At 56.2% G+C, this 976-nt stretch carries 1 protein-coding gene; it reads left to right on the top strand.

Features of this window, described 5'->3' with window-relative positions; genetic code table 11:
* Window positions 1-102: 102 nt before the first annotated feature.
* Window positions 103-976 (top strand): AAA family ATPase (locus CW742_RS14035; protein ID WP_292421443.1); only part of this gene is annotated, 874 nt, incomplete at its 3' end.

Below are 976 nucleotides of genomic sequence, written 5' to 3' on the forward strand. Positions count from 1 at the left end.
CCGAAGGTGGAGCCCCCAAGAGCGTCAAATCCCCCACAGAAAACAAACAGAGCTCGCCATCTATCCAAACTTGGCACAACAACAAAGAGCTGGAGCCCCCGCATGATCCTCGACTCCCTCACCCTCACCAATTTCAAACGCTTCCGGCACGCCGAGATCCATTTCAAGGACGGCATCACCGGCATCCTCGGCAACAACGGCACGGGCAAATCAAGTTTAGTGACAGCTGTCCTTTTCGCACTCTATGGCGTGAAGGCGACCGGGATCCAAGGCGATTTCATCGTTTCGAGCTTCGCAAGCCCAAAAGACAAGTGCGAAGTCATCCTGGACTTCCGGGTCGGCGGGGACGCGTACAAGATCATCCGGACGTTCAAAAAAGGAAAAGCGGTCTCGCACGACGCAGAGCTCTATAAAAACAACAAGCTGCTCGCAAAGGAGGTCAGTCCGGTCGAAGAATCCGTGAAGCAGGTGCTCGGCATGGGGCCGACCGATTTTAAGAACACCATCTACGCAGCGCAGAAAGACCTCCTCACCCTCCTCGACAATACCCCGGCGAAACGAAAGGAATGGTTCCTCCGGGCGCTCGGCATCGACTACCTGAGCAGCGAGAGCCAGAAGATCTTAAAAGAGCAGATCGATGCAAAGGACAAGGACCTCCAGAGAAAGGAGGGCGAGCTTGCAGCGCTTGCCGGCCGGCAGAGCGAGGAGGAGCTTGTCAAACTCGAAGCAATGGCGGAGGGGTTCAAAGCCGCCATCAGAGAGCACGAGAAGCAGAAGAGTGCTCTCGCGCAGCAGAGGATGGCCATCGATGCGAAGCAAAAAGTCCTTGCCGACAAGAAACTCGCGTACACAACGCTCCTCCAGCAGCAGCAGGCAACAAAACAGGAACTGGAAGAAGAAACCGTCCGGGCCGGGAAGATCGAGGCCGCCCTTGCGATGCTTGCAGACGAGGAGGCAGAGTACCAGAAGATCGAGA

The sequence above is a fragment of the Methanoregula sp. genome (assembly GCF_002835825.1).
Taxonomy (GTDB): domain Archaea; phylum Halobacteriota; class Methanomicrobia; order Methanomicrobiales; family Methanospirillaceae; genus Methanoregula.